Source organism: Rhizorhapis suberifaciens, from assembly GCF_014200045.1.
In the GTDB taxonomy this organism is placed as follows: domain Bacteria; phylum Pseudomonadota; class Alphaproteobacteria; order Sphingomonadales; family Sphingomonadaceae; genus Rhizorhapis; species Rhizorhapis suberifaciens.
Map to the genome: position 1 here is coordinate 36,574 of NZ_JACHOV010000002.1, position 21,722 is coordinate 58,295.

Below are 21,722 nucleotides of genomic sequence, written 5' to 3' on the forward strand. Positions count from 1 at the left end.
TCCTTATGGCGTGGCCACCTGCCGGCGCATATGTTTCCGTGTGAAGCCGTGACCTGCCTGTCGAAAGGTGGCGGGTAGCCATTTTGCGGCCATCAGCAGCGCGAGGGTTCCGATGCCCTCGGGCATGGCGACTTGCCGCAACGGGATATTGATCCGCTCGGTGCCCTTCATCGAATAGCGGGCATAATGACTGATTTCCTGATTAATCAGCCGTCTCAGCAATTTTCGCTCCTCAGCCGAGGCGTCCTTCATCAGGGCATGGGCAGAGTCCACCAGGCAAGGCGGTGAAAGCGTTTTGGTGGCGTTGCTGACCTTGTTGACCGACTCGCGACTGAATTCAGCGGTTTTTACTGGGGTATAAGCCAGCCGGGTGAGGCGCATGGTGCGTAGCCAAAGGTCCTTGTCGCCACCGCGGACGGCCCGGCCATCGGGGAAGAGGCCTGCTTCAATCAGCAGCTCCTGGCGGAAGGCTATTGCGCCTGTCCAGAGGGGGCATTCCCGTACCTCCAGCCAGGCTTCAAGAAATTGCCGGAAATTCAGCACGCCGCCTTGTTCGAGCCGCCGCGCAATGCGTTGCGGCTGACGCCGGTTCTCAAAAATATGGTCAAAGCGGGTGGCGGCCGCTCCTGCATTGGGCGCGTCGGCTATGGCTTGCGCCAGTACCTCCAGATGGTTGGCGCTCCACAAATCATCGGCATCTAGAAATGCGATCCAATCGCCCCGGGCTTCCCTTATGCCCAGATTGCGCGCCGCATATCCGCCGGGCCCTGGCACGTGCCGGTCGAGCAGCCGCACGCGGGGATCGTCAATGGCCGCAACAATCTCTCGCCCGCCATCGGTGGAGCAGTCGTCAATGATGACGAGTTCCTTTGGCGAAAGCGTCTGGCCAAGAACCGATGCTATCGATTCGGCGACATGCGGCGCCTTGTTATAGAGCGGCATTATGACCGAAAACTGCGGCGGCTTCATGTATAGATATCCTAGTCCCTTATTGCCGCCTGCCCGCGAAAGAGGCGCCAAAATTCGAGTGTTGCAACGATGGAAAGTTCCAGCGTCAATCGCATGACGGCCAGCCGCCGCCCTAAGGAAAGGCCGGGAGCCAGCGCCGCCCTGCGGAGCCGGCGGCCGGTATCATAAAGCGTGACCAGCATGACGCGCAGAAGACGTCCTGGCGTGCCGGTCCTATCCCAGCGACCGCCGCTCAACCGTCGGCGCTTCTGGACAAGGCTGCCCCGGGACGCGCGAACCGGATGAAGCACTAGCATTTCGGGCGCATGGATCAGGGGCAGGCCCGCTTCCCTGATGCGGAGGGCCATCTGCCGATCCCCGCCCGATTTCAATCGCTCGTCAAACCCGCCCAGTTCCTCGAAGACTGTCTTTCGACTGAACCAGTTTGCCGTTGCGCAATTGCCACGCGCGGCATGCGATTGGGGAAAGCTGAAAAGCCGCTCATAGTCGGTGAAGACAGGGCCTTCCGTCTCTCCTTCCTCAAATAGCTCGATCCGCCCTGCCAGCACCCCGGCGTCCGGGTGGCGACCGGCGGCGTCAAGCGCCTTTTCCAGCCAATCCGGCGCTGGCAGGCAATCGGCATCGGTGAAGGCGACATACACGCCGCGGGCATGCTGCAATCCACGGTTACGGGCAGCGTAGGAGCCCGGCCGCGTTTCCTTCAGGAGGATAACTCCAGGAACCGACCGCGCTACCTCCGCCGTATTGTCGGTGGAACCATTGTCCACGACGATGATTTCGAAGGTATCGCGCCCCAGATTTTGTCCCTCCAAAGCATCCAGGCAGCGACGGAGGAGGCCGGGGCTGTTCCAAACCGGAATGATAACACTGATAATCGGGTCGAGCATATGAAGCCTATAACTATTCACCCAGCGCATTGTTGCGTTGCAGTAAGGCTCGCGCAGCTCCCTCCGCCCGTCAAGCAGCCACCCCTACCGGTCCGGACGAGCCGGTGGCCGGATTGGTCAAGTCGTTACAGATGCCCGCGAGGCACTTCACCCATCGCCTTAATCTCTCATCATACCGCATTAAGCTTACCCATATCGGCTTTGCGCTTGCGCTGCGCTGCAAAATCCGGTTTCTTTTCTATCACTTGGATCGCACGGGTCGCAATCGGTGCATACGGTCGTGGTATAACGATAAAGGGTTAGCAGCATCGGCGTAGGCATATGGCAGACGTAGATTCCTCTTGTCCGGTGGTCGTGGTGTCCATGGCCAATGCGACGACACGCCGTAAAGCTTTCGCCGCCCGTGCGCAGCGGGCGAGGGTGCCTTGGCGCTTTTTCAACGCCTGTACCGACCTTGCTGATGGTCTTGTTTACGACGGGGAGTCTGCGGAGCGGAACAAGGGCCGGCAGCTTACATCAGGCGAGATAGGCTGCTATTCCAGTCACTATTCGGTCTGGCAGGAAATGGTGTTGCGGGCTATTCCTCAATGCATCGTGCTGGAGGATGACACGATCGTGGACTGGGCCTTTCTTTCCGCGTTAGCGGCGACCGACCTTGCGGCGTTGGACATGCCATATCTCCGCCTTTACGCGAAGCAGCCCGCCTTTTGCCGAACCGTCGAGCGCGATTTCATTCAGCATTCCCGCAGCGTAGTGGAATATGTCGGTCATGCTTACGGGACGCAGGCCTATGCCATAACCCAAAGCGGGGCAAAGGCGTTTATTGAGGCCTGCGCCATCATCCAGCGCCCTATTGACGATCAGATGGATCGCAGTTGGGAGCATGGCATACGCAATCTCGCCGTCTTTCCAGCGCCCGTCATTGAAGAGTTCGTTGAATCCGGCATCGGCGCTTCCCGCTTTCAATCCTACCGGAGCCCCGCTTTCTATTCCCCACGCCAGCGCATCTCCCGCTGGATCGATCGGCAAAAAATCCGCGCGATGAAATTGAGCATGCTGAGTGGCGGCTGACCCTTATGCGTCCACGGTGGGCGCGCGATTTGACAAGGACCTGCGGCGGCAAAGCAAGCATTCGATAGGGTGGACAGTGGTCCGATTCATGTCGGACCAGTTTTTTTCATTTGTCGTATTCGTTCTACTCGCGCGCCTGCTGACCCGTGCCGACATCGGCGCCTTCGCCATTATCGCCATTGTCTCGGAAATTTTCCGAACCGTCAGCACCGCCGGCTTGGTCCAGATCGTCGCGCGGGAGCCGAACCTCACTGAGGAATTCACCGATACGGTTTATCGCGGCAATCTGGGTTTCAGCCTTATTGCCTGCGCCGTCATCGTTCTTTTCGCTTATCCTTTCGCCGATTTCATGGATGCGCCGCAGATCGCCGCTCCCCTGCAGGTGTTGAGCATGGTCCTGCCGATATCTGCGCTGGGTCAAACCCACATGGCGTTGCGGCTGCGTCAATTCGGTCACAAAACGACGGCGCTTCGGTCCGTGGTGAGCGGGGTAGTGGGAGGCGGCGCGGCGGTGGCCGCCGCTTTCGCGGGATTTGGCCTTTGGGCCCTGGTCATTCAGCGGCTGGTGACGGAATTGATCAGCGTCATTCTTTCCCGTGCCTCCTATAGATGGAAGCCCGGTTGGAAGTTCCGCTGGACGATCTTCCGGCATAAACTTGGTTTGAACGGCAGCCTCACCGCCACGCAGCTGGTCTTTATCTTCACCCTGCGACTGCAGGAACTAGTGATCGGCAATGTCATCGGGATGGTGGCCGTGGGCGTTTATCGCACCGCCTGGCGAACGGTGGAGCTGATTTCCAACGGCGCTATCCGCCCATTCACGACGGTGGCGATGCAGACGCTGGCACGAGTGAAGGATGACAAGGCCGAACTTGGCCGCGCCTATGAATGGATGATCTCCAAGGCTGCGGTTATCTCCTTTCCGGCGCTCGTGGGTTTTGCGGTCGTAGCTCCCCTGGCTGTTCCAACGGTCTTCGGCCCTAAATGGGGGCAAGCGGGGGAGTTGGCGCAGATATTCGCATTCATGGTTCTGCCCTTCACTCTCAACCAGTTTGCCTCGCCCTCACTAGGCGCAGTGGGGGCAAGCCGCAGCTTGCTTCTTATCGCCATTGCCCAGCTTGGCCTCACTGCGCTCTTTACCTCTTTCGCGGCACCCTTTGGCCTGTTCGCGGTTGCGTGGGCCTATGTTGCGCGCGCATATTTGACGTTGCCGCTGCAGATCATTGCGCTGAAAAGAGCTTCGGGCATCGGCCTCGGTCATAGCTGGGCAGCGATCTGGCAACCGCTGGCGGCATCGACCGTCATGGCGGTGGCGCTCTATGTTTCGCTGCCTGAAATGGGCATTTTGATCCCTAATCCATGGGCCCGGCTGTTGCTGGTCGTCGTGGCAGGAACGCTGGTGTACGGTTTGACTTTAATGGCCATATCTCCGCTGTGGCGCGCGCTTTTCTTCCGGACCCTGAAGCAGGTGCGGCGATGACGGCGCTGCTCATCGAAGAACGTATTTCGGCCAACCAGCTGGTGGGCGAGCTTCAAGCCAAGGTCGGTGACCTATTCGCGCGAACCATTCCCTCAGGACCGGTTGCCCTCGTGGATTTCCCCGATCACTCCAATGTCGGAGATTCTGCCATCTGGCTGGGCGAAATGGCTTGGCTGGACGATATGGGCCGCACGCCTGTCTATTCGGCGGCGCTCAACAATTTTGCGGCCGGAGAGCTGGTCCAACATGTACCTGAAGGGCCGATTCTGATCCACGGCGGCGGCAATTTCGGCACCATCTGGCCCAAGCATGAAGCGCTGCGGCTGCACTTGCTACGCCAATTTCGCGGGCGGCCGGTCATACAGCTCCCCCAGTCCATTCATTATGAGGATGAAGCCAGCGCGCGGGAAATGGCGGATGCGATCCGCACGCATGGCGCGTTCACTCTGCTCGTCCGGGATGAGCGCTCGTTGGAATTCGCGCGGAACCATTTTGAGTGCGACATTCACCTTTGCCCGGACGCGGCGCTCTATCTTGGCCGCTTTCAGAAAGCCTTTCCTAAGGCCGATATATTGGCGCTGCTCCGGACCGATCATGAGCGAGTGGCGGACAGCGCGATCCCCCCGCCTGACACCATCGTTGACGACTGGCTGGAGGAAAGCGCGGGCGAACGGAACCTGATGCGCGCCAGGATCAAGATCGATTCTCTCATGGCGGCTACGACACAGGGCAAGCGGTTGCGGCGATACCGCATGCTCGCGACCTGGCGGCTTCGGCGTGGCCTGGCCATGCTGTCGCAGGGGCGGGTCGTGGTTACCGACCGGTTGCATGCTCACATCTTGTCGCTGCTTCTCGACATTCCCCAGGTCGTGCTGGACAATAATTATGGCAAGGTAAGCGGTTTCGCCGCCGAATGGACGCGCGGATATGAAGGTTTTCATCTCGCCACCTCCCGCGCCGACGCATTCGCTCTAGCTTTGCAGATCATTGGACGGAGATGACATGCTCACCACGTTGAAACGCCGCACCAGCCACTGGATCGATCAAATGCGGCTTAGTGAGACCGCGCGGCGGATCAAGGCGGAGCGGCTCACCTATTTGCCGGTACGCAAGCTGGTGCGCATTGAAGCGGCGCTCTCCGAAATACAGAAGAACAATGTGGCCGGTGATATTGTGGAATTTGGCGTGGCGCTGGGCGGATCGGCCATATTGCTTGCACAGGCGGCAGGGCAGGGCAGGCGCTTTTTCGGCTTGGATGTCTTCGCCATGATCCCGCCGCCCACATCCGAAAAGGACGACGCCAAATCAAAAGAACGCTACGAAACCATAGCTTCGGGGCAGGCGACCGGCTTTGGCGACGATGCCTATTATGGCTATCGCAATGACCTGTATGAACATGTCGCGGCACAGCTCGCCCGCTTTGGCAGGCCGGTGGACGGTGAGCGCATCAACCTTGTGAAGGGGTTGTTCGAAGAGACGCTTCCGACACTGGCTTTAGATCAGATCGCATTCGCCCATGTCGACTGCGATTGGTATGATCCCGTGCGCTACTGCCTGGAGGAAACCGCCTGCCGTCTTACACCCGGCGGCGTCATCGTTATTGATGACTATAACGACTATGCGGGATGTCGGACTGCGGTTGACGAATTCCTGGCCGGACACGCCGATTTCCATATGGAGCCCGGCTTGAACCCGATCTTGCGGCGCCTCGGCTGAGTGCCGCGGCCCGAGCGCTGAAGAGCGTATAGCCGCAAAGCAATCCGTAAAAGGCCAATCCCTCCACCTGCCAGAAGGGCATGGTGGCGAAATTCATGATGATGAAGCTTAGATGCGCGGCAATAAGCGTCATCCGTTCCGTGCGGCGTACGCCAACGGCCAGCAGCAACATGCTGAACCACAGGATCAGCATTGCGCCCACGCCGAACATCCCCAGCTCGTATAATGTGCCGACCAACGTATTGTGGGGATAGACGTTGAATGTGTCGGTCCAGGATTCCGCTCCGAAACCGAACAGATGTTGGACGGGCGTACCGTCGGCATAGGCGTATAGATACTGACTCCAGATCAGCGGCCGGCCCGACATGATCTGCCGGTCTAATTGGGTGAATTCGCGTGGTTGCTTGATGAGCGAGCCAGGATCGGAAAGGAAAGTCGCGAGATCGACGAACTTTTCGTGATAAGCAACGGCGACGGCGGCCGCTGCGGCCATCACCACCACCAATGCGACAGTCCCGACCGCACGGCGCTGCTCCGGCTTGACATAGTCTGTGAGCACCCCCCAGGCCGCCATAAAGGCGAGTGGCCCAACGGCGAAGATCGCCGTGCGATAGCCTGCCAGGAAAATGCCGACGAGCGTCGCGATCATGAAGCCGATGCGAAGGCCCGGATGAAGCTTTCTCGCCAGGCATCCCGCCATGAAAGCGGTGGCAAGGGCGAGGGAGAATGCAGCCTCATGGTTAAAGCCGCCGATCCACACAAGACCGGTTCCTTCCTCCGAACCCTTCGGCATGTTCATCGCGAGGGATAGCCATTGGAACAACAGCAGTGGTGCGAAGGCCCAAAGGAGCCAAGGCATCACCTTACCCTCTTCATCCTGTCTCAATGCCTCGAAGGTGGCGACGATGACTACCGTCAGATAGGCATATTTAATGGCAACACCGAACGCCCCGGTCATGTCATTGTTCAAAATGCCGCTCAGCAGAACCAGCGATATGAGCAAATAAATAGGCAATAGCGCGGTCAGCATTAAATGCCGCAATCTTATGACCAACAGGCCGAGACCCGCAAAGGTAATTGATGCGAATGCGTTGCCTGACAGGCCGGCCGCCAACGGCTTGAACATAAACACATGATAAGCGCCGAAGAGATAACGCGCCCATAACGCAAAGAGCACGAACCGCCCAGGCCAGCTGTGCATCTTTCTGGCAGCGAAGATCGTCGCAATCAGCAGCACCAGCGTCACCGGCGCCAAGATATGCAGCCCGAAAGACGGGATCTGAGAAGCGACGCCTCCGTTCATTCGGCAAGTGCTCCGTCAGGCATAATAGCTTTTGTAGGCGCTGTAATAATAGCCGACGTCGCCATAGCCGACGCGGGTCTGTTGAACCATGTCGACCAGCGTAAGGCTGGCGCCGATGACATGGGCGCCTACTTCGTCAAGCTGGCGCAAGGCAAGCTCGGCGGCCTTGCCCGGCGTCTTGCGCCAGCGGACGAGCATGACGACGCCGTCGGCCATGGCGGAAACGACGCGGCTGTCGTCGACCGGCAGCACGGGCGGAGTATCCAGCACGACAAGGTCGAAGCGCACGCGCAATTCAGCAAGCAACGCAGCGAAGGCGGGGCTGTCCGAAAGCGAGATATTGGTGCTGTCATCCGGACGTTGCGCCAGAACATAAGCGCCAGTGGCTTCGTCCACGAACAGCGCTTCGTCCAATGTACCCTTTCCGGCCAGCAGCTTGGCTAGCCCTATCGACCGCAGCGGGCTGAACTGAAGGCTGGAGGAACGGCGCCGTATGTCGCAATCGACAAGCACGACCTTTACACCGGCCAGAGCAGCCGATCGGGCGAGGCAGATTGCGGTCGTGGTTTTGCCTTCTCCGGGCAGGGAAGAGGTGACCGCCACGACAGCCGATCTTGCCTCAGGCAAAGCGAAGTGGATCGACGTGCGCAATCGCCGGAACGCCTCCGCAAATGCGGACTGCGGCTTGTCCACGATGATCTGGGTCGCCGGGATCCCTGCTTCTTCCTTGCTGAGTTCGGGTAGCCGCGCCGTATCCGGGACGGATCCCAGCGATGCCACGCCCAGCATCTTTTCAATGCCGTCACTTGTCTCGATACCGCGTTCCAGCAACTGGAGGATAGCGACGGCAATCGACGATGCCGCGAGGGCGGAAACGATGCCCGCTGCGATGAAGATCATCAGGTTGGGCGTGGTCGGGAATGTCGGAACACCGGCACGCGCGATGATGTAGGAATTACTGCGTTCCAGGCCCTTTTGGGCGCGTGTCTGTTTGTAGCGGTCGAGGAACGCCAGATAAAGCACACGCGCGGATTCAGCGTTGCGTTCCAATTCCGCCAGCCGCACTGACGCCTTGTTGTTGGCGGCAAGAGTGCCCTCAGTAGCCGCCAGCGATCCGGCCAGAGACGATGTACGCTGGCGGGCTGCATTGGCCTGAATACTGACATTGGAAATGATGCGCTTCACCTCGCTGTTGATCTGATCGTCAAGATCGCGAAGCTCTTCCTGGGCGTTGCGCAGTTCGGGATAGCCGGGGCCATAGCGCTGACGCAGCGAGGCTACTTTGGCGCTCACTTGCGCCCGTTGAGACCGGAGGGCGCTCACCACGGGAGAATCCAGGGCTTCGCCTAATTCTTCTCCAGTGCTGCCTTGGGCAAGCTGCGCCCTGGCGGTCGACAGCCTTGCTTCCGCCTCCGCTTGGGACGCGCGGGCCTGGGCTACTTGGCTATTAAGACCCGACAACTCTTCCTGAGTGACACTGCTGCCGGCTGATGCATCGAACAGGCCATTGGCCGCACGATATTGCGCCACGGTTGCCTCCGCCGTCTGTACCTGCGCACGGAGTTGACTAAGCTGCGCCTCCAGGAACTTCGTGGCTCGGTCGGTTGCGCCCGATTTCTCTTCGACCTGCGCCGAGACATAAATTTCCGACAGCGCATTCACCACGCGAGCCGCGGTCGTCGGTGAGATGGACTCAAAATTGATTGTTATGGCGTAAGAAAAGCCCTCCCTTACCACTTCCAGCCGGGAAAGGAGTATGGTTACCGCCGTTTTTCGCGCCTCATCAGCCTCTATGGTGAAGCCTTCCTTCAGGGCGGGATTGAATTCAGGATCGTCGATCAGCTTCAGCTTATCCACCACCCGTGCCGCAAGTTGCGGTGACTTAAGGATCTGCACCTCCGTATCCACGGCCGCAGAATCCGGCGGTACGTCCGGCACCACCTGCTGCACCTGAAGGACCTGTTCGCGTGAACGCTCAAGCGCCACTCTGCCAGTTGCCAGATAGCGGGGCTCTGCAAGCAGGTAGGCGGCGGCCGTGGCGATCAACATTATCGCGCTGACGCTCAGGATGACCCAGATCCTCCGCCGGATAATTCCGGCTATATGGTGCAGGTCGATGAGCGCGCCTTCGTCCACCGGGCTTGGGGGCCGGGCAGGCCGGTCGATCGGACCATGTGTGCGTGCGTCCATCATTCTGGCCCTCCCATTCCAGTCAAAGCCCATGGGATGAGGCCCTCCTTGATATTGGTCATGCAAAACGGATTCATGTTTTCAGCCCCACGCATCAACGGTACTCGAATGCCCATATGACGGCGCGGCGGCGTATCTCGTCCTCGAGTCGCCAACCTGCCCGCTTCTGGTGCGCTGCAACAAGCCCGCTTCGTCGGGGCGTGCCAAAGCCGCGTCTTTCCGGCCGGCACACGTCCCGAGTCCATTGGGCACGCCCACTCTTAATCAATTCACAACCTCGCTTCCCTTATACGGGATCGGCCGGTCGCCTGCATCATAGGCCATGGCGTCGGCAGGCCCAGTTCATGGGCAGGAGATCGTCATGGATGTATCTTTTAACTTGTCGGGGCATTCGGCATCGGTAGATCCGTTCGCCAGCTTCTATCACCGCCGCACCCCACGCTGGCATGACCGCGGAGCGTTGCTGCTCGCCATGGGGACCGCGTTGACCGCGGGTGGCGCGATCATGCTTTCGGCCCTCGCACTCCTGGCTTGACCGACAGGTCCTGCTGGGGAGGGAAAGGGCCGAAGTCTCCATCATCTACCCACGCCGTGATAAGTGAGCCCAGCCTTTTCAACGTCGGCTCGTGGATAGATATTGCGCAAGTCTACCAGTACAGGCTGGCCCAGCAGCGACTTGACGCGAGTGAGATCGAGCGCGCGAAACGCGTCCCATTCCGTGGCGATGGCCAGGCCGTCGGCCCCTTCCATCGCCTCATAGGGACCATTGCAATAGGTGACGTTTTCAAGCACCAGCCTGGCCTGGTCCATCCCTTCCGGATCGAAGGCCCGGACCTTGGCGCCGGCGTCCTGAAGCGTACGGACTACCGCAATAGCCGGGGAATCCCGCATGTCGTCGGTATTGGGTTTGAAGGTAAGGCCGAGCAATGCAATAGTCTTGCCGCGCACATCCCCGCCCATGGCGGCAATCACCTTGCGCCCCATGGCGCGTTTGCGATTGTCGTTGACGGCGACGACAGCTTCGACGATCCGCTGCGGCGCGTCGAAGTCCTGGCTGGTCTTCAGAAGCGCAAGGGTATCCTTAGGGAAGCAGGATCCGCCATAGCCCGGCCCTGCATGCAGGAATTTGGACCCGATCCGATTGTCGAGGCCGATGCCGCGGGCTACGTCCTGAACGTCCGCGCCTACCTTCTCACACAGGTCCGCGATCTCATTGATGAAAGTGATTTTCGTCGCAAGGAACGCATTAGCCGCATATTTTGTCAACTCTGCGCCGCGACGGGTCATGACCATCAGCGGGGACTTGTTGAGATATAAGGGTCGGTAGATCGCCCGCATCACCTCAGTTGCACGTTCATCGCCCGATCCGATCACTATGCGATCAGGCCGCTTGAAATCGTCGATCGCCGCACCTTCGCGCAGGAATTCGGGATTCGAAACCACCGCGACATCGGCAGAAGGGTTCGCCTCACGCACGATCCGTTCGACATCGTCGCCCGTCCCTACCGGCACGGTGGATTTAGTGACGATGACGGTAAAGCCCGTCACGGCGCGAGCAATTTCTTCGGCCGCGGCATGAACATAGCTAAGGTCAGCATGGCCATCGCCCCGCCGCGAAGGGGTTCCCACCGCGATGAACACCGCATCGGCATCCTTGACGCCTTCAGCAAGGTCGGTGGTGAAGCGCAACCGTCCTGCCGCGACATTGGTGGCCACCAAATGGTCAAGCCCCGGCTCATAGATCGGCATGCGTCCGTCAAGAAGCGCGGCAATCTTTGCCTCGTCCTTGTCGACACACACGATATCATGGCCAAAATCGGCAAAGCAGGCTCCAGAAACCAGGCCAACATAGCCCGAACCAATCATAGTTAAGCGCATTGGAAGCGACCCCCTGAGAAAACGCCGTTCCAACGAAGTTCGTAGCACCTAGTTCCCGTCCGGGTCTTGCCGGTCATGTGAATAGCCCCTTTTTTGCCAGGTTAAGTAGCCAGTCTACCCGATCGGATAGGTAGGCGCAGCTTTTTGCAGCAACAATATGTTCATTACGGCGTCCAGTTGGGAACGGTGAACCGGTCTGTCCCTTCGCTCAGGCGCTTTAGAGCCTGTTAAATGCAGAATTTTTTGCTGATCCGAGTGTCCACAGCCGGCTCGCTGATTGATTCACACTGCCCAGGAAAGTGGGCCACCGCGACCCCATCGCAAGAGAATCTGAACATCTAGGCACGCCAATTCAATGGTATTTTGTCAATCCCACCCACTCCCAATAATAATCCAAATCGGTTAGGTCGATGGTATTAATAAACTAATTTAACATTATTATAGTGCAGAAATATATTTATTTTGAAAAATAATCTCACTTGTCATTAGAATCGCAATTGGCGGATAGCTGAATTACAATGATAAAAGCGTGGGTCTTCGAACAGATGAATATTTCTACTGATGAAGATCCTTCGTCGTTCGACATAGATGTTTGCAGAAAAGAATATGCATGGCGGATCGATCTGGGTACCCGAGCCGAAGCTTTGGGCTTCTACGGAATATTCTTTAGCGAACACCATTTTGCTGGCGTGCGCGCCTGCCCCTCACCCAGTCTCCTGGCCGCAGCGGTGGCAAGCCGGACAACGACATTGCGCGTGGGGGTGCTTGGCTGGGTTCTGCCAATGTCGCAACCGTGGCGCCTCCTGGAAGAGATCGCGGTGCTGGATCACCTCAGTCAGGGCCGTGTGGAAGTTGGTGTTGCGCGCGGATCACATGTGAAGGAAGCAAAGGCGATCGGAATCGCTGAAGATGATGTCCCCGCTATGTTTGAGGAAGCGCTCGACATCCTGGATAAAGGATGGCGTTCCGTCACCTTGTTACATGAGGGGCGGCATTGGTCATTTGGTCCGGTAGCGATCATACCCAGACCGATCCAGATGCCGGCTCCTCCTATTTGGGCGACAGCGCGTAGTGCAGCATCTGCGACTGCGGCGGCGCGGCGAGGCTACAAATTGTGTACGGGGTTCCTGCCAACGACGCAAATAAAGCGGCTTTTCGATAACTATCGTGTTGCGGCTGCGGCGGCAGAACAACCCTATGATGCGGAGCGGCTAGCCTTTCGCCGTTGCGTCTTTGTTGCGCCGAGTGCGACCGAAGCGACCGAGCATATGTATGCCGCACGCGAACAAATGCCGGCCATCGTGGCGGACGATATCATTGCCGGGACTCCCTCGGATGTCGCGGACCAGATTGTGGCTCAGGCGCGCGAAGTGGGCGCAACGAACTTCGTCGGTTTCTTTGCCGGAAATCTGCGGGATCGGCGATCCATCGAACAGTCCTACCAACTTTTTGGTTCTAAAGTCATTCCCAGCCTCGTCAACGCAACTGACTAGATCACTTTTTGCATCCGATGCCAATCTTCGACAGCGGAGAAAGACTATGAAGGAAAAGGTGCAATACCATCAGGATCTACCGGTCATGAAGGTGGTGGCTGGACATCATCAGTCTGTACCGTTCATTCTTACAAGGGAAATGTTCGGTGGCATATCCGTGGAACTCGCCGGTGCAGAGATAAGTAATCTCATAGAATGCCCGGTTGCCGCTGCACATGTTCATGACGTCCCAGAAATTTATCTCCTATTCTCTCCACGTCCTGGCGGAGCGGTGATCGCCGTGGAGGTCGAGGACGAAACGGTCATCCTGAAGTCACCCGGAGCACTTTATGTTCCGGCAGGAAAAGTTCACCGTTTTATTACGAAGAAAGCGGAGGCCGGGAGTTTTTGTTTCGGTTTGTTTTTGTTCGATAAGGATCGATCTTCGTAATGAGGAATTCAACGATCACTTCATATGACGTCAATGCTCTATCGGACGGCGATATAGTCCGGCTGCATCTGAACGAGTCGCCCTTCGCACTGCCTCCCGCCGTATCCCAAGCGCTGGAATGCAAGCTTGAACGACATCTTTCGCTCTATCCTGACAGCGATTGTAGTGCGCTGAGAACTCGTCTGGCAGAATATGTCGGAGTTTCGCCGGAAATGGTCGCGATTGGGAATGGCATTGACGAGTTGATCTTGTTGACAACGCTCAGTCTCAGCGGAGCAAAGGGTAAAGTAATACTGACTGAGTCCACCTTTCCCGGTTATGCGTCTTCGGCCGCAGTAGTTGGCGCTGCAACAGAAGTTGTTGCCGTCAAGGATCATGGATTGGTCGCGAACGACATTATCCGAGCGTTTAAAAGCAATGCCAATATCGCGTTCATATGCAATCCTCACAATCCTACCGGCACCATTCTTTCTTCTGGTGACGTCGATAGAATGGTGGACGCCGCGGAGGCCGCAGGAATCATCCCTATCTTTGATGAAGCTTATATGGATTATGCCGACGATCAGAGGTCGTCTGCCCTTCGCCATGTTCAGACCGGTCGCAACATTCTGGTCATGCGCACCTTCTCAAAAGCGTGGGGACTTGCCTCGATCCGTGCCGGATATGTGATCGGTTCGCCTAAAGCCATTGGCCGAATATGGGAGTTTCGCCGGACGATACCATTCAATGTTAACCGGTTTGCCCAAAAATTAATTCCTGTAGCGCTTGATAATGACGAATATCTCCATTCTACCAGAAACGTAATAAGGATCACTAAAGAGGCATTATACTCGTATTTGGATAGCAGAAACCTAAACTATATTCCATCTGTCACCAACTTTGTCATGGTTCATGTTGATCGCGACAGCACCTATTTAGCAAAACGGTTGATCGAACGTCATGGAGTCATGATTAGGGACCTGGCTCCATTTGGAATTCCTGGTCATGTCCGGATTTCCATTGGAACTCCAGACGATATGAAACGCCTTTGCGAAGCTCTTGATGAGGAGATTTTCAGCAATGCATAAATCCCATGAGCAAGATGAACACGCTTATAAACCACATTGGGAAACGCCCGTACCAACACTTCCGGCAATGAACTCCGCGACGATTTTTAACGGATTTGCAGGTGCTTATATAGTCCAGGCATTGGAAAGGCTTGATGTCTGGTCCGCGTTACAGCAGGCCCCTCAAAGTCTGGATGACTTGGCTGCGCGCCGGGGGACATCCAAACGGGAGTTGAATGCTCTTTTACGAAGCGCTGCCTTGCTGGGGTATGTCAACTGGGACGCCCAGGTTGCCAAGCTGACGGACGCGGGGGAGTCGTTGGTAAAGGACATTGGTTTTTTCATATGGGGCGTGGGAGGCTATGGCCCCTTGCTGCATGCGTTCTCGGCGGACCTCAACGGCCATTCTGATCGCTTAGGGGACATGCCAAGGAATGGAGCGCTTATCGCAAAGGGAGCCGGGCAGGTGGGGACTGGGCTCATGCTTCCCATTGAACAGGAGGTTATATCGGGAATTGCGTTTTCCAAGGCCGCCGATATCGGATGCGGCGATGGCACGCGTCTCATCCGGCTGATCAATTCCCGAGAGAACGCTACCGGTATCGGGATCGATATCAACCAGGGAGCTTGCGATCTTGCGGTTCAGAGAGTTCGCGAAGCTGGTCTTGAGGAACGGCTGAGCATCCATTGCGAAAATATCGTCGATGCCCTGAGCGATCGATCTTTCCCGCAGGTCGACCTTGTGTGCTGCTTCCTTATGATGCACGATCTGTTTGCAACATCAGAAGATAAATCACTTGTGGTACGGACGCTTCGGACAGCTTTTCCCGATGCCCGGCATTTTCTCATCGCCGACACCGTGGTCCAGCCCTGGAGTGAGCATAAGGCGGATTTACCCATCTTCTCGCTGCAGTTCGAATTGGTCCATTCGCTGATGGATACTCCCCTCTACGATCTCGCCTCCTATCGCCGCGCTTTTGAAGGTGGAGGACTTCGCGTGGTGGAATGCAGACCGTTTGGAGCTCCCTCAACATGGCTATTTCATCTTTGTCCAGATGACTGAAGCTGGCTTGACAATCGTTGCGGGGCGCACGTCATCGGTTGGTGGCTCCCATCCGCGGCGATCCATATCCGAACCAAAAATCGTAAGATTTGTCAGTCACAGCTCAAGCGCTTTGTTTCCATTTCGGAGCAGAAGGTCATCGGTTACCGTCATAGTGAGCATGGGGGCATGATCAGGGGGAGCGTCGGAAACCGCGTCGATGAACATTGCTCTGGCTTCGGCATCGTCATAGACCATCTTCTGCGCAAATGCGGCCTGCCACGTCTCCTCGTCCGGCCATTCTGCATAGCCTATGAAGCGGCCATCGGTATCCTGATGCAGGCGCGATCCATAAGAGCCGTATATACGGGTGATTGCCTCGGTTCCGCGTCGCCAAGCGGCGCGAAACTGGTCCTCTTTACCCGGATGTACACGCCACCAATAGACCGCAACGAACATGAAACCCTCCTTCTGTCATTTCATCCTCGGACGCGCTCTGCCTCAGCATTTGGCAGGAGCCGCATTCGCAATGCCGGGGTGAACAATGGAGTAGGCGCCTGAACGAATTGCTGAGGCGTCATACCAATGAACTTTTTGAATTCACGGTTCCGATGCGACTGGTCAAAATAGCGTAATTCCGCCAGTTGTTCATTGCTCGCGCTGCCCAGACCCCTCAGCACCGACGCCATATCCAGAAAGCGGCTCCGGCGGAGCACCAATTTCGGGCTGTGGCCAAAATGGGCCAGGCAATGACGTTCGAATTGTCGAGGCGACAGTCCCAGTTGAGCGGCCACATCCTTGACCTGTCGTGTGCTGTCAATCTGAGCGATGTGCTCAAACATCAGCATGGCCTCGTCCGCTTCCCAACTTCCAATACCACTTAGATGGCGTATGATCTCGTCCTCTACCGTTTGAATGATCTTGCGCGGTTCGCTGTCATTCAACATCGCCTCATCCAGACATGACGCGCTTTTGGGCCAAAGGTCGGCAAATGGCATGACGGAATCCGCAAACTCATTGGCGGGTCGCTGAAACAAGGCCTTCCACCCACTTGGACGAAAGGAAATGGCGATCAACTGGCATGGGGATTTCATGTGGATGCGGATAGCCCGGCTAGCCGGACCCGCGAAGGTAATACCTGGCAACCTACGCCATGTACCGGGGGATGCCTCTATCCACCAATCGCCCCAGGTGAGGCAAAGAGCGGCCGAATCCGCCAGTGAAAAGTCGCTCAGTTCGAAACCAGGGGTGTCTGACGAGAATATGTTGTAGCGCGAAATAAAAGGGGAAAGTGCCGCCGATGGCTGGAAGTTGCGCGTCAGCAGCATTTCCGATCGCCATCTCCTGATCTAAACAGACCCTCCCTAGGTAGGTCCAAGGACTGACGAGCGCAATAGCTAGTAATGTGCCCAATACAAATGGCCCATGTGCCCCATCCTTGGGGATCAAGCGCTAATGGCTAAATTGAATGCAATTTTATTGTTCTACAACCAGATTGGTTACGAAATGCTCTGTTTGGAGCTTCATTTCGGAAAGGTGCTGATCCACCGAACCAAAGCCTTCTTCCAGGCGGGTGACTCTTTCGGTCATTTTCTCGGTATCCGTCCGGATCGCGGCAATGGTGCCGGAAATTCCATCTGCGGTCCGCGCTGTTTCATCTACCGACGCTGCGATTAGGGTGACCGTATTGTTCTGCTTTTCCATCGATTGGCGAATATTCTGTGCCGATTGTTCCACAGCCTGAATAGTTTGGCAGACGGAATCGTTCGTGCTGACGGCCTGATGGGTGGCCGACTGGATGGCCATGATCTTGCTTGCAATGTCATCCGTGGCGCGTGCTGTTTGAGCGGCCAGCGATTTAACCTCCTGTGCGACCACGGCAAAGCCCCTGCCCGCGTCGCCCGCACGGGCGGCTTCGATTGTTGCATTCAAGGCCAGCAAATTGGTCTGGCCGGCAATATCGCGGATGAAACCCAGGATCGATTCGATTGACTGGACCTCTCCCGAAAGTTGCCGGGTGTTTTGCGCCGCCTGTGCCGATTGGGTTGCCGCTTCGGCAAAGATGATGTTGGTCTTTTCAACCTCGCGCTCAACATCGGCGATCGATTGTGCCATCCGGGCCGCCGTCCTTGCAGCTTCCAACATCGATTGGGAGGACTGCTGAGCCGCCATCGCCACTTCAGACGCGCGTGACAGAGTTACCCGCGCAGCGTCGCTGGTTGCCGCGGTTTCCCGACGAAGCCTCTCGGATTCGTCCAGCGCCACGTCCAGTTGCTTGGCAACGTCACGCCGGAAGATTTCGCCTGCCTTGCCTCGATCTTCTGCGGCCTGCTGCTTTTCGAGTTGGGTGAGTTCGGCCAGTATGATTTCCAACTCGCAGGTGGTGAGGCGATATAATACGGGAATTAACGAGTTTCGCTTTTGTGGTTCGCTTTCATATTTCTGCTGGATCTTCGATCCGATCCGTTCCGCCAGATCGGCCAGTGTCGACACAATGAGAGGACTCGCAACACCGAAGTTGAAGAAATGCCGTGCAGGGCGGCCCACCTGTCTCACCCATTCGCGGTCGATGGGCGTGGTGAATTTGATGCGAGTCGTCTCTAAAGTTTTTTCGATCCAGATCTGCCAATGTTCGGCCGGTATGTTCATGCGATCGGGGCTTTGAAATTCTTTGGCCCAGATTTCTCTGGCAGAATCCATAATGATTTCGGAACATTCCGACCAAAGAAGGTGAATGCCGCGTTCGAATTCCCCATTTTCATTGTACAGCCTGGCGCGCATGTCCAGGGCTTCGCCGGACAATTTCTGCAGGTGACTTCTGGCGGGATTAACCTTGAGAACGCCCGGTGCATTCATTCCATCTTCTCCTTACCGGCCGGCATAATAAGGGAAGCGTGGTAAATATTTATTAAAGCCGAGAAATTTGCCAGGAAATAATAAAGCCGGATCAATAAGATCCGGCTTTATCATCTCACTTACGAGGTGAAGCGTCTTATTTGGCGCTTAATCCTGCTTTGGCTGCAGATTCACGGCGGCATATTTGCCGCGCCGATCTACTTCCAACTCGAAGTCAAGCCGATCACCTTCATTAAGAGCGCTCATGCCGGCGCGTTCCACAGCGCTGATATGGACGAATGCATCTGGCTGCCCATCGTCGCGCTGAATGAAACCGAAACCCTTCATTGCATTGAAGAATTTGACCGTTCCGCTTGCCTTTTCACCAGTCAATTGGCGCTGCGGACCGCGATCGCCCCCACCGGGGCCACCGAAACCGCCACGTTCTCGCGGGGCTGGAGCAGCGCGCTCTTCCACCGGCAGTGGCTCGCCCTCGATCTTCAGGTCGGTGGCAGAAACCTTGCCGCCCCTGTCAACCAGAGTGAATTCCAGGGGCTGACCTTCCGCAAGGCCCGCAAGCCCCGCCTGTTCGACAGCGCTGATGTGAACGAATACGTCCTCGCCGCCATCGTCCCGGACGATGAACCCAAAACCTTTCTGGCCGTTGAAGAATTTTACGACGCCTTTGCCTTCGCCCACAACTTGAGCTGGCATTCCGCGACCGCCACCACCAGCACCGCCTCGAGGCCCGCCGAAACCGCCTCGATCGCCGCCGCCGAAACCGCCCCGGTCGCCGCCGAAGCCGCCGCGATCACCGAAACCGCCACCGCCAAAACCGCCACGATCACCGCCGAAGCCTCCGCCATAACGGCCGCCGCCGCCCTGATCCGAATACCCGCCGTAATTTTCGTCGCCGAAACCGTCCCGCTTGTCCTTGCCGCGACCGCCGCGGCGTCCTCTGTCAAAACTCATGCCCTGTTAGTCACTTTCGCTTCGTCCAAACCAAAATTAGGATATGTATGACGGACGAAAGTCACACAATACCCGCCGCAAAAGCAAGCGGCATAGGATTCGGTATAGCGGATTTTTACCATTGGCGCGACTTATTTTACTTCAGCGTGGCTCGAATATCACAGAATCGGCTTTATTCGGCCGCAGGGCCGATCGCCCAGGAGCGCCATTGGTCTGATCTTGCAGCGATTTGGAACTTGCGGACGGCCTGCGCTTTGGGCAATGCAATTCCATGATCGAAATATTTGGTATTTTCGCGGACCCGGCCGTCTGGGCCGCCCTGACAGCCCTTGTCGTCATGGAAGTCGTGCTTGGCATCGACAATCTGATCTTCATTTCCATCTTGTCGAACAAACTGCCCGCGCACCAGCAAAGCAAGGCGCGGCGGGTGGGGATTGCCCTCGCGCTGGTGCTGCGGCTGGCGTTGTTGTCGGGCATTGCCTGGCTCGTGGGTCTGACGGCACCGATCTTCGACCTCGGCCTTTCCGGGCCCATCGACAAGCTGACGGGGCATCCGGTCTATGAAACCGCCTTTTCGGCGCGCGATCTAATCTTGATCGCGGGTGGACTCTTCCTGCTGTGGAAAGCGACGAAGGAAATTCATCACAATATGGATGTCGAGGCTTCCGGAAACCTGCTCGACAAAAAGGGCCATGCCGCAATCAGCTTCGGGTCGGTGATTTTTCAGATATTGCTGTTGGACATGGTCTTCTCAATCGACTCCATCCTCACCGCTGTCGGCATGACCGATCACCTTCCGGTGATGGTGATCGCCGTCGTCGTGGCTGTGGCCGTCATGCTGCTGGCCGCTGATCCTCTCGCACGCTTTATCGACCGCAACCCGACGGTCGTCATGCTGGCCTTGGGCTTCTTGCTGATGATCGGTGCGGTACTCATCGCCGATGGATTTGGCATCCATGTGCCCAAAGGCTACATTTATGCAGCGATGGCTTTTTCGGCCTTTGTGGAAATGCTCAACATTATGGGCCGCCGGGCACGCACGAAGAAGGTTCCCCAGGAAACCGCCGAAACGGTTCATTGAGTTGTACCGCACGCCAGCCTAAAGAGAGGTCATGACAGTCCATTTCCACGAAGAAGACCTTCCCGAAGGCGTGCTCGCCGAAGGGCCGGTCGCGGTAGATACCGAAACCATGGGCCTGCTGACCCACCGCGACCGTCTGTGCGTGGTTCAGATAAGCGACGGCCGTGGTGATGAGCATCTTGTTCGCTTTGGGCCGGGCAGCAGCTATGCCGCGCCTAATTTGAAGAGCGTGCTCGCTGATCCGGGCCGGCTTAAGCTCTATCATTTCGCCCGCTTCGACATCGCCGCGATCCAGCATTATCTGGGTGTTCTTGCAGCGCCCGTTTATTGCACGAAGACGGCTTCCCGTCTGATACGGACGTACACCGACCGCCACGGGCTGAAGGAAATCGTGCGGGAGCTTCTGGGCCAGGAAATTTCAAAACAGCAGCAAAGCTCTGACTGGGGAGCCCCGGAACTCAGCGATGCGCAGAAGGATTATGCCGCATCGGACGTGCGCTATTTGCACTTGCTGCGTGCCGAGCTGGACAAGCGGCTGGCCCGCGAGGGGCGAATGGAACTCGCGCAGGCCTGCTTCGATTTTCTGCCGCACCGGGCGAAGCTTGATCTCGCGGGCTGGTCCGATATCGACATATTTGCGCATATTTAGGACGAGGGATGTCGGTTCAGGCGGAAAGGGAACGCGGCAAACGTCACGTCTGGGCGGCTCCAGGCAGTAGTCATGATCGGCTGGTTCGGCCGTTGAAGCGTATTCTGCCCGTCGCGATCGGAGTCCTCACCGCCTTTTTGGCAACCGCGCCTTTTACTCATCAAAGCGAAGTCAGCTTTGTGCTGGACAAGAACAAGGTGGAGGTCGCGCGGGAACGCATGCGTGTTACCGAAGCGCTGTACCGTGGCGAAGACAGCAAGGGCCAACCCTTTTCCCTCCGGGCTGGTTCCGCGGTGCAGAAGACTTCGCGCGACGCGGTTGTAGAGCTTAAGGATCTTTCCGCCCGCATCCTTCTCAACGACGGCCCGGCGGTCCTCACCGCGCAGCAAGGCATGTATGACATGGACCGGGAGGACGTGACAGTCCGGGGGCCGGTCCAGTTCCAGTCGGCTGGCGGCTATCGGCTCACTACGCGGGACGTTGGCATTGACCTGAAGGCGCGTGAAATGGAAAGCCGGGGGAGGGTGGATGGACGGATGCCGGTCGGCACCTTCAGCGCTAACCAGCTCAAGGCCGATCTTCGCGATCGCACAGTGACATTGGTGGGCAACGCCCGCTTGCGTATCGACCAAAATGCCATCAAGGGGCGTCAGTGATGAAGACAGCAGCTGGATTCGCGC

Annotated in this window: 21 protein-coding genes; 12 read left to right on the forward strand and 9 right to left on the reverse strand. The window is 57.4% G+C overall.

The genetic code is table 11. The features are described from left to right. Window positions 1-3: 3 nt before the first annotated feature. Together HNQ99_RS02410 and HNQ99_RS02415 are read right to left on the reverse strand one after the other, a co-directional pair. On the reverse strand, window positions 4-969 hold the full coding sequence (locus HNQ99_RS02410; RefSeq protein WP_184474069.1) for a glycosyltransferase family 2 protein: 966 nt from the start codon (window positions 967-969) through the stop codon (window positions 4-6). Between the two features lie 11 nt (window positions 970-980). Then, the gene (locus HNQ99_RS02415) at window positions 981-1,856 is read right to left on the reverse strand and encodes a glycosyltransferase (RefSeq protein WP_184474070.1); all 876 of its coding nucleotides are present in this window, start codon (window positions 1,854-1,856) and stop codon (window positions 981-983) included. Between the two features lie 321 nt (window positions 1,857-2,177). Here HNQ99_RS02415 and HNQ99_RS02420 point away from each other — a divergent pair, with 321 nt between their 5' ends. The 4 genes from HNQ99_RS02420 to HNQ99_RS02435 are packed head-to-tail and all read left to right on the forward strand — an operon-like array spanning window position 2,178 to window position 6,123. Beyond that, a complete protein-coding gene (locus tag HNQ99_RS02420) occupies window positions 2,178-2,927 on the forward strand; it encodes a glycosyltransferase family 25 protein (RefSeq protein WP_246414372.1) in 750 nt (249 codons plus the stop codon). Further along, window positions 2,917-4,407: a lipopolysaccharide biosynthesis protein gene (locus HNQ99_RS02425; RefSeq protein WP_322790300.1), complete on the forward strand. Its 1,491-nt coding sequence runs from the start codon at window positions 2,917-2,919 to the stop codon at window positions 4,405-4,407. The genes HNQ99_RS02420 and HNQ99_RS02425 overlap by 11 nt, the downstream gene beginning before the upstream one ends. Then, window positions 4,404-5,408, forward strand: coding sequence for a polysaccharide pyruvyl transferase family protein (locus HNQ99_RS02430; RefSeq protein ID WP_184474071.1), 1,005 nt, complete (start codon window positions 4,404-4,406; stop codon window positions 5,406-5,408). Before HNQ99_RS02425 ends, HNQ99_RS02430 begins: the two co-directional genes overlap by 4 nt. Window position 5,409: 1 nt before the next feature. Further along, window positions 5,410-6,123 carry a TylF/MycF/NovP-related O-methyltransferase gene (locus HNQ99_RS02435; RefSeq protein WP_184474072.1) on the forward strand — a complete coding sequence of 238 codons (714 nt, stop codon included), beginning with the start codon at window positions 5,410-5,412 and terminating at the stop codon, window positions 6,121-6,123. Here the strand turns inward: HNQ99_RS02435 and HNQ99_RS02440 are convergent. Then, window positions 6,005-7,426 carry a hypothetical protein gene (locus HNQ99_RS02440; RefSeq protein ID WP_184474073.1) on the reverse strand — a complete coding sequence of 474 codons (1,422 nt, stop codon included), beginning with the start codon at window positions 7,424-7,426 and terminating at the stop codon, window positions 6,005-6,007. The genes HNQ99_RS02435 and HNQ99_RS02440 overlap by 119 nt on opposite strands. A 15-nt stretch (window positions 7,427-7,441) precedes the next feature. Then, window positions 7,442-9,619, reverse strand: coding sequence for a GumC family protein (locus tag HNQ99_RS02445; RefSeq protein WP_246414373.1), 2,178 nt, complete (start codon window positions 9,617-9,619; stop codon window positions 7,442-7,444). 358 nt (window positions 9,620-9,977) lie between these two features. Between HNQ99_RS02445 and HNQ99_RS02450 the strand changes: the two genes are divergently transcribed. Beyond that, window positions 9,978-10,151, forward strand: a complete 174-nt coding sequence (locus tag HNQ99_RS02450) for a hypothetical protein (RefSeq protein ID WP_184474074.1) — start codon at window positions 9,978-9,980, stop codon at window positions 10,149-10,151. Window positions 10,152-10,192: 41 nt separating this feature from the next. On the opposite strand, the gene HNQ99_RS02455 is transcribed toward HNQ99_RS02450, so the two are convergent. Further along, entirely contained in the window at window positions 10,193-11,494 is a 1,302-nt protein-coding gene (locus HNQ99_RS02455; protein WP_184474075.1) for a UDP-glucose dehydrogenase family protein, read from the reverse strand. 518 nt (window positions 11,495-12,012) lie between these two features. On the opposite strand from HNQ99_RS02455, the gene HNQ99_RS02460 reads away from it, so the two are divergent. From HNQ99_RS02460 to HNQ99_RS02475, 4 genes are read left to right on the forward strand one after another with little or no spacing between them, the layout of a single operon-like run. Further along, entirely contained in the window at window positions 12,013-12,987 is a 975-nt protein-coding gene (locus HNQ99_RS02460) for an LLM class flavin-dependent oxidoreductase (RefSeq protein WP_184474076.1), read from the forward strand. Window positions 12,988-13,033: 46 nt separating this feature from the next. After that, on the forward strand, window positions 13,034-13,417 hold the full coding sequence (locus HNQ99_RS02465; RefSeq protein ID WP_184474077.1) for a cupin domain-containing protein: 384 nt from the start codon (window positions 13,034-13,036) through the stop codon (window positions 13,415-13,417). Next, window positions 13,417-14,484 (forward strand): pyridoxal phosphate-dependent aminotransferase, encoded by a 1,068-nt coding sequence (locus tag HNQ99_RS02470; protein WP_184474078.1) that lies wholly within the window; start codon window positions 13,417-13,419, stop codon window positions 14,482-14,484. Before HNQ99_RS02465 ends, HNQ99_RS02470 begins: the two co-directional genes overlap by 1 nt. Beyond that, window positions 14,459-15,526: a class I SAM-dependent methyltransferase gene (locus HNQ99_RS02475; protein WP_246414438.1), complete on the forward strand. Its 1,068-nt coding sequence runs from the start codon at window positions 14,459-14,461 to the stop codon at window positions 15,524-15,526. The genes HNQ99_RS02470 and HNQ99_RS02475 overlap by 26 nt, the downstream gene beginning before the upstream one ends. A gap of 96 nt (window positions 15,527-15,622) precedes the next feature. Here the strand turns inward: HNQ99_RS02475 and HNQ99_RS02480 are convergent, their stop codons facing one another. The 4 genes from HNQ99_RS02480 to HNQ99_RS16745 form a co-directional block, all read right to left on the reverse strand. Continuing rightward, window positions 15,623-15,964, reverse strand: coding sequence for an antibiotic biosynthesis monooxygenase family protein (locus HNQ99_RS02480; RefSeq protein WP_184474080.1), 342 nt, complete (start codon window positions 15,962-15,964; stop codon window positions 15,623-15,625). Window positions 15,965-15,984: 20 nt separating this feature from the next. Then, the gene (locus HNQ99_RS02485) at window positions 15,985-16,833 is read right to left on the reverse strand and encodes a helix-turn-helix domain-containing protein (RefSeq protein WP_184474081.1); all 849 of its coding nucleotides are present in this window, start codon (window positions 16,831-16,833) and stop codon (window positions 15,985-15,987) included. 148 nt (window positions 16,834-16,981) lie between these two features. After that, the gene (locus tag HNQ99_RS02490; RefSeq protein ID WP_184474082.1) at window positions 16,982-18,361 is read right to left on the reverse strand and encodes a methyl-accepting chemotaxis protein; all 1,380 of its coding nucleotides are present in this window, start codon (window positions 18,359-18,361) and stop codon (window positions 16,982-16,984) included. 147 nt (window positions 18,362-18,508) lie between these two features. Then, the gene (locus tag HNQ99_RS16745; protein ID WP_184474083.1) at window positions 18,509-19,312 is read right to left on the reverse strand and encodes a cold-shock protein; all 804 of its coding nucleotides are present in this window, start codon (window positions 19,310-19,312) and stop codon (window positions 18,509-18,511) included. A gap of 271 nt (window positions 19,313-19,583) precedes the next feature. On the opposite strand from HNQ99_RS16745, the gene HNQ99_RS02500 reads away from it, so the two are divergent. Genes HNQ99_RS02500 through lptC form a run of 3 tightly spaced genes read left to right on the forward strand, consistent with a single transcriptional unit; the run spans window position 19,584 to window position 21,698 of the window. Continuing rightward, window positions 19,584-20,393: a TerC family protein gene (locus HNQ99_RS02500; RefSeq protein WP_184474084.1), complete on the forward strand. Its 810-nt coding sequence runs from the start codon at window positions 19,584-19,586 to the stop codon at window positions 20,391-20,393. A gap of 31 nt (window positions 20,394-20,424) precedes the next feature. Further along, window positions 20,425-21,042 carry a ribonuclease D gene (locus tag HNQ99_RS02505; RefSeq protein WP_184474085.1) on the forward strand — a complete coding sequence of 206 codons (618 nt, stop codon included), beginning with the start codon at window positions 20,425-20,427 and terminating at the stop codon, window positions 21,040-21,042. Window positions 21,043-21,050: 8 nt separating this feature from the next. After that, window positions 21,051-21,698, forward strand: a complete 648-nt coding sequence (gene lptC / locus HNQ99_RS02510) for an LPS export ABC transporter periplasmic protein LptC (protein ID WP_184474086.1) — start codon at window positions 21,051-21,053, stop codon at window positions 21,696-21,698. Window positions 21,699-21,722: the final 24 nt, after the last annotated feature.